3 protein-coding genes and 1 pseudogene are annotated in these 8,281 nt (G+C 34.0%); 2 read left to right on the top strand and 2 right to left on the bottom strand.

Annotated features, from left to right (window positions below; translation table 11 throughout):
- Window positions 1–136 (bottom strand): annotated as a pseudogene (locus ABI549_RS12670) (NADH-quinone oxidoreductase subunit B); the annotation flags it as partial.
- Between the two features lie 45 nt (window positions 137–181).
- Window positions 182–547, bottom strand: a complete 366-nt coding sequence (gene ndhC / locus ABI549_RS12665) for an NADH-quinone oxidoreductase subunit A (RefSeq protein WP_348076827.1) — start codon at window positions 545–547, stop codon at window positions 182–184.
- A 334-nt stretch (window positions 548–881) separates the two neighbouring features.
- Between ndhC and ABI549_RS12660 the strand changes: the two genes are divergently transcribed.
- Window positions 882–6,533, top strand: a complete 5,652-nt coding sequence (locus ABI549_RS12660) for an MG2 domain-containing protein (RefSeq protein WP_348076826.1) — start codon at window positions 882–884, stop codon at window positions 6,531–6,533.
- Between the two features lie 114 nt (window positions 6,534–6,647).
- On the top strand, window positions 6,648–8,281 hold a 1,634-nt coding region (pbpC, locus tag ABI549_RS12655; RefSeq protein WP_348076825.1), incomplete at its 3' end, for a penicillin-binding protein 1C.

Raw genomic sequence — 8,281 nt, 5'->3', positions numbered from 1 at the left:
AACAAGAAGTAGCAAACGGCAATGGCCACATAGAATTGGCACGAGCTAATCCTACAACATCATTTAATTTTGTTGCAAAAAAACCTTCACCAGTTACTCCTTCCGGAGCTTCTACAATATTTATATTTGAACTCATTTTTTATTATTTTGAATTATAAATGATAAATCATTTAAAATAAAATTACTCCCACTCAAGGGCTTTCTTTTTAATAATATAGAAAAAACCAACTAATAATAGCGACATAAATATCACCATCTTAACCATTCCTTCGATTCCTAATTCCTGAAAATTGATAGCCCAAGGATATAAAAATATTACCTCAACATCAAAAAGCACAAATAAGATAGCAACCAAAAAATATTTTACAGAGAAAGGAATTCTAGCGTTCCCAATAGATTCGATACCACTTTCAAAATTTTTATCTTTATTTACAGATGATCTTTTTGGACCTAAAAAACTTGACCCAATGATAGTTAATACCACAAATCCGACAGCAAGTCCCATTTGCATAAATATTGGTAAATAATCTAATTGATTTGATTGCATTGTTTACAAATTAGTTTTTATCATTTACAAAGATACATGGCTGGAATTAAATCACAACCAAAAACGGCAATTTCAACCAAAAAAATTCATATTAATTAGTTATTTTTAATGTTTCTAAATTACAAGTTCTGAAATGTTAAATTTTTTATTGATTTTAAACAAAAAGCGTGAATTAAAATCAATAAAAAACTCAAAACCCAAACAATTAGATTTATTTGAAAAATAATTTAAAATAAATACAATATAGTCTAAAAAATTAACAAAAATGGTACTAATTTTGATACAGTTTTAATGAAATTTTAACCATCTATTTACTCTTAATTTTTTAATCCAAATGAAAACGAAAAAATTTGTTTATTTGTTTATTGCAGTTCTTATTTTTCAAGCATGTGGCAGAAAATCAGCCGCCGATTTTAATTCAGATTTTTCGTTATTTAAGGGTATCATTTCAAACTTTACAGGAGGCATAGTCTCGGCACAATCTGATATTCGAGTCGTGCTTGCTTTCGATAAAAAAGATTGGATTAAAGACCAAGTTTTAGACAATGATATATTTGACACTTCTCCAAGTGTAACCGGAAAAGTAGTGGCTTTATCTAGCAATACTATTGCTTTTATTCCTGAAAAAAAACTAGATCCAGATACAGAATATCAAGTCACGTTGAAAGTCGACAAAATCTTAACGACTGTCAAAAAAGAATTAGCAGATTTCAATTTTACTGTAAAAACGCTAAAGCAAGATTTTCTTGTCACCACACAAGACATTCAATCGTATAGCAAAGATTATCAATACCTAAACTGTACGCTAAAAACAGCCGATAATATTGATTTTGAAACTGCTCAAAAATTAGTAACTGCCGAACAAAATGGCAAAAATGTTGCTGTAAAATTTATTAAATCTACCAGTACAACTACCGAATTCAAATTTATTATAGACAGTATTCAACGTTCAGATAACGATAGTAATCTCGAGATTTTATACGATGGAAATGATTTTGATATAGATCAAAAAGGCAAAATTGACTATACTATTATTGGAAAAGACAATTTTAAAGTGGTCAACGTTTCTATTCCTGAAGGTGACAATCAAACTTTGTTAATTAATTTTTCTGATGCTTTACAAAAAGGACAAGATTTTAAAGGATTGGTTAATATTCAAAACACAAAAAATTTAAAATTTAGTACACAAGGCAATTTATTGAAGGTGTTTTTCAACAACGAAGTCGAAAAAGCACCAATAAAACCGGTTGTTACGGAAGCAATTGTTGAAACTGTCGATTCTGCTACTGTTGCTGTCGATTCTGCTGTTGCAGAAGCTGTTGAATATGTAGAACCAATCGAAGAAGCCACAACTCCAGAGCAAGTAATGTCTGGAAGTATTTTAGTAGAAGTTTTTCAAGGAATTGAAAGCGAGAATGGTTATAAAATGAAACAAAATTTCTCGACAACCGTTTCATTCGATCAAATAAAACCAAATGTTAAGTTTACTAAAAACGGAACTATTTTGCCAAGTTCTAACAATTTAAAACTAAACTTTGAAGCGGTAAATTTAAGTGCTGTCGATGTTAAAGTATATAAAATATATAAAAACAACATTCTTCAATTCTTGCAATACAACGATCTAAACGGCGCACAAAATCTAAAAAAAGTAGCACAACCTATTGCGAAAAGCACCATCAATCTAAAAGAAAACAAACTCGTTAATTTTAGCGAATGGAATACTTTTGCGCTCGATTTATCAAAAATAATTACACCCGAACCAGGTGCCATATACCGTGTCGAATTTTCATTCAAAAAGAAATATTCTCTTTACAAATGTGAAGGATCAACTAACGAAGAAGAAGCTACTGAAGAGGAAGAAACTGATGAAAACGATGTGAATTATAGCGGAAACAGCTACGATGAATATTATTATGAAGATTACGACTGGAGAGAAAGCGAAGATGCTTGCTCGCAATCTTACTTTTATAATACAACTATAGGAACCAATATTTTAGCTTCCGATTTAGGTGTTATTGCTAAACGTGGCGAAAACAAATCCTATTTATTTGCTGTCAATAACATTGTAACTACTGAACCAGTTTCGAATGCGAGAGTAGAGTTGTACAATTTCCAACAGCAAAAACTAGCAACCGAAGCCACAAATAGCGAGGGAATTGCACAATTCGAACTTGATAAATTCGCTTATTTTGCTATTGTTACCCTAGGCGACCAATCTACTTATGTAAAATTAGATGACGGAAACTCACTTTCTGTTAGTAATTTCGATGTGGCTGGAGAATCTTTACAAAAAGGCTTGAAAGGTTTTATATATGGCGAACGTGGCGTTTGGCGTCCTGGCGATAATTTGTACTTGTCCTTTATTTTTAATGATGCAGCCAATAAAATTCCAAATGCACATCCAATAAAATTCAGACTATCTGATCCTAACGGAAAAATAACATATCAAACGATTCAGAAATCGAACGAACTCAATCATTATAGTTTTATAGTTCCTACCGATGCCGATGCGCCAACAGGAAGTTGGGAAGCAATGGTTAGTGTGGGTGGTGCAAAATTTTATAAAAATATTAAAATTGAAACCATCAAACCCAATCGTTTAAAAATTAAAAACGTTTTCAAAAACGCAGTGCTTTCTTCTTCTTATCCAAACACGAGTAATTTGCAAGTCAACTGGCTTCATGGTGCTGTGGCAAAAGAGTTAAAGGTGGAAATGCAAGCCAAATTCTCACAAGATGTTACTAGTTTCAAAGGATATTCCAACTATGATTTTGATGATGAAGTTCGTCAATTTAGCACCGAAGAAATTAATGTTTTTTCAGGAAAAGTAGATGCAAACGGAAAAGCGTCAGTTACTATCGATCCTAAACTACAAGGGCAAGCTCCAGGAATGTTGCGAGCTGCTTTTATGACTAAAGTATATGAAGAAGGTGGCGATTTTAGTACCGATGTAATGGCAACAACCTATTCTCCTTACAAAACGTATGTAGGATTAAAATTGCCAGAATTAACCAAATATCAAATGCTCGAAACGAGAGTTAACAATCGTTTTGATGTAGTTACTGTCGATGAAAATGGCCGCCCAAAATCGGTAAAAAACCTAGAAGTAAAAGTATTTAAAGTAGAATGGCGCTGGTGGTGGGATTCATCAAACGATGATGTCTCAAATTACAATTCATCAAACGCAACTACTTCTTACAAAACATTGAGAATAAATACCGATGCAAACGGGAAAGGTAGTTTCCAATTTGCATTAACAGATGAAGAATGGGGACGCTATATGATTCGAGTTACCGATCCAACTGATGGTCATGCCACAGCACAAACTGTCAACATTGATTATCCTTATTGGTCAGGAAAAACAAGAAATACCGATGCTTCAACAGCCAATATGTTGGTTTTTTCTACCGATAAGAAAAATTATGCCGTAGGCGAAAAAGCACAAATATCATTCCCTTCAAGTGAAGGTGGTCGCGCATTAATATCCATAGAAAACGGATCAAAAGTAGTACAAACACTTTGGGCAAAAACTAAAAAAGGAGAAACTAAAGTCGAAGTTCCTATTACAGCTGCTATGGCGCCAAATGTGTATTTCAACATTACGTTATTGCAACCACATGCATCGACTAAAAACGATTCACCAATAAGAATGTACGGAATTATTCCCGTTGAAGTGATTGATAAAAATACGATTTTAGAACCTAAACTTATCATGCCTGATGTTTTGAAACCAGAGCAAGCATTTAACGTAAAAGTGAGTGAAAAATCAGGAAAAGCAATGACTTATACCATTGCCGTTGTCGATGAAGGATTGTTAGATTTAACCCGTTTTAAAACACCAAATGCATGGGACAGCTTTTATGTTCGTGAAGCTTTGGGTGTAAAAACTTGGGATGTTTACGATGATGTAATTGGCGCTTATGGCGGAAAAGTAAACCAAATATTTAGTATTGGTGGTGACCAAGATTTAGGTGGTGGAAAAGCTAAAAAAGCCAACCGTTTTAAACCTGTAGTCATTTATCTTGGACCATTTAAACTTGAAGCAGGTGATACGAAAACACACCAAATAAAATTACCAAAATATATTGGTTCGGTAAGAACAATGGTAGTGGCTGGCGATGCAAAAACAAGTGCTTATGGCGCTGTCGAAAAAGCAACACCAGTTCGTAGTCCTTTAATGGCATTGGCTTCGTTACCTCGAAAAATTTCACCATCAGAAAAAGTGACGATTCCTGTGACTATTTTTGCTATGGAAAATCATGTCAAAAATGTTTCTGTACAAATAAAAACAAGCCCTGGTTTAAAAATTATTGGTAAAGCAATTCAAAATTTAAATTTTACAAGTCCAGATGAAAAAATGACGTATTTCAACCTCGAAGTGGGCGCTTCGACAGGTATTGCAAAAGTACAAGTCATTGCAACTTCAGGTAAAGAAAAATCTACTTATGATGTCGAGATTGATATGACCAACCCAAATCCTGTAACCAATACTTATACGGATCTCGTTTTAGAACCAAATAGCTCTAAATCTATTTCTTGGAAAACATTTGGTGTCGCTGGAAGTAACAAAGCAAGATTGGAGATTTCATCAATGCCATCAATTAATTTTAATGGAAGGTTGCAATATCTAATTCAGTATCCACATGGTTGTGTCGAGCAAACTACTTCATCAGTTTTTCCTCAATTATATTTGAATGACATTGCTGATATTGATGCCAATCGCAAAGCATTAATTCAGAAAAATGTAACGGCAGGAATTACAAGATTGGGAGGTTTTCAATTGGCCAACGGCGGAATGTCGTATTGGCAAGGTGATACTTCTGCCGATGATTGGGGAAGTTCTTATGCAGGTCATTTCTTGCTTGAAGCCGAGAAAAAAGGTTATGTTTTACCAATAAATTTCAAACAAAAATGGGTTTCATATCAACAAAAAGAAGCTAAAAAATGGCGTTTTGAAGCAAAATATGGCAATGATTTTGCGCAAGCTTATCGTTTATACACCTTAGCATTAGCAGGTTCCCCTGATTTATCATCGATGAATAGATTGCGTGAAACTTCAGGGATTTCTAACGAGAGTAAACTGCGATTGGCTGCTGCTTATGTTTTAGCAGGACAAAAACAAGCAGGAATGTCTTTGTTATTAAAATCTAAAATCGATGAAGATTATAATGACCGTTACATCTATTACTACTATGGTTCTAGCGATCGTAATCGTGCTATGGCATTAGAAACATTAATCTTATTAGGTCAGAAACAAAAAGCATTTATTATGGCAAACAAACTCGCCAAACAAATGTCTGCCGACCAATGGATGAGCACACAAACAACCGCATATTGCTTGTATTCGATGTCAAAATTTGCTCAATTTAATGGAGGAAAAGGCATTAATGTTCAGTTTAACGATGGCGGAAAAACTTTAGGGATTAATACCAATAAAACATTAGCAGAAAGAAGTTTGACTATCAAAAATGGAGCAAACGGAATCACAATTAAAAACAACAAAAACAATACGTTATATGTTCGTGTTTTAAATTACGGCATTTTGCCTGTGGGTCAAGAACAAGTTGTTCAAAATAATTTGAGTGCCAAAGTTATTTTCAAAAACAGAAAAGGCAGCATTATAAATGTTTCTAAAATAAACCAAGGAACAGAGTTTATTGCAGAAGTTACAATTAAAAACTTAAAAAATGAGCGAGTTGATAATGTAGCACTCTCTCAAATTTTGCCTTCAGGTTTTGAAATTGTGAATACTCGTTTTACTGATTTTGGTGATGCAACCAACAATGTTGCCGACCATATTGATATTCGTGATGACAGAACCAATTTCTATTTCCCGTTAGGATCTGGCGAAACCAAAACGTTTAGAGTTTTACTTAACGCTTCTTATTTGGGTAATTATTATTTACCTGGACTGCAATGCGAAGCGATGTATGACAATACATTTTTGGCAAGAACTAAAGGTTTTTGGGTGGAAGTGGTGAAGTAATTTTTTTTTGAAGCGAATGACTTGGGATTCATCAGTAATCCATATTCCTGCTCTCGTTTCAATCTTTTTACACCATCAGGGCTAGATATTAAATCATTTGAATTTTTGTAAATTTTGAAAACAAAACTCAAAGCGTTCCTACAACGCATCATCGACACAATAAAACGCAACAAAATAAAATCATCAATCGTATTTGTACTTTTGATAGTTTATTATTTTTCATTGCCTAGCACTTTATTTCAAGAACCATATTCTACCGTAATTGAAAGTAAAGAAGGAGAATTGTTAGGTGCCAAAATTGCTCGCGATGGTCAATGGCGATTCCCAGCGCAAGACAGTGTTCCTTATAAATTCAAAAAGTGTATTGTTTATTTTGAAGATGAATATTTTTACAAACATCCAGGATTTAATCCAGTTGCAATGGTCAATGCCATCAAACAAAACCGAAAAGCGGGCAAAGTAGTTCGTGGCGGAAGTACTTTGACACAGCAAGTCATTCGATTGTCTCGAAAAGGGAAAAACAGAACTTATTTTGAAAAAGTAATAGAAATCATCTTGGCAACTCGTTTAGAATTGCGTCATTCTAAAGATAAAATTCTAGAATTATATGCCGCTCATGCTCCTTTTGGCGGAAATGTAGTAGGTTTAGAAATGGCTTCTTGGCGTTATTTTGGTGTACAATCTCATCAATTATCATGGGCAGAAAGCGCGACTTTAGCAGTTTTGCCCAATGCACCAAGCTTAATTTATCCTGGGAAAAATCAACAGAAATTACTTAAAAAGAGAAACAACCTTTTATTAAAATTAAAAACCGAAGGCATTATTGATACACAAACATATGAATTGGCTATCGAGGAACCTTTACCACAAAAACCGTATGATTTGCCTCAAATTGCTCCGCATCTTTTGCAACGAGTGGCTAAAAACCAAGAAGGAACTCGGCTAAAAACAACTGTCGATATTGCTTTGCAAAATCGTGTGAACCAAATAGCAAAATATTATTACAATCAGTACAAACAAAATGAAGTCAACAACTTGGCCATTATCGTTATTGATATTAAAACAAGAAATATCATTAGCTACGTTGGCAATTCTCCAACCGATTTAAATCATCAAAAAGATGTTGATATTATTGATGCGCCTCGAAGTACTGGAAGTATTTTAAAACCTCTATTGTATGCGGCGATGCTCGATGAAGGAGAATTGTTACCCAACACGTTAGTTGCCGATATTCCTACTCAGATTTCAGGATATACACCACAAAATTTTAATTTAACATTCGACGGAGCTGTTCCAGCGCACAGGGCATTATCACGTTCTTTGAATATTCCTGCGGTTTTAATGTTACAAGATTTTGGTGTCAATAAATTTTATGAAGAATTGCAACGATTCAAATTGAGAGACATTTCGAAATCACCAGATCATTACGGATTGTCTTTGATTTTAGGCGGAGCCGAAAGTAATTTGTGGGATTTATGTAGAACTTATGCCGGATTATCATCGACGGTAGATTATTTTAATAAAAACAATGGGAATTACAGAACGAAAGAATTTGTAGAGTTAAATTACGATCATAATTTCACTCCTGATTTTGGTTCCAATAGCAAACAAAAAACCATTTTGGGCGCAGGCGCTATTTGGCAAACTTACAATGCAATGGAAGAAGTAAACCGTCCAGAAGGTGACGAAGCTTGGAAATTTTATGACAGTTCGCTAAAAATCGCTTGGAAAACAGGAACCAGTTTTGG

The organism is Flavobacterium sp. (assembly GCF_039932285.1).
Classification (GTDB): Bacteria; Bacteroidota; Bacteroidia; order Flavobacteriales; family Flavobacteriaceae; genus Flavobacterium.
Note: the sequence above shows the minus strand (reverse complement) of the source record. Positions and strands in the feature narration are given on the sequence as shown.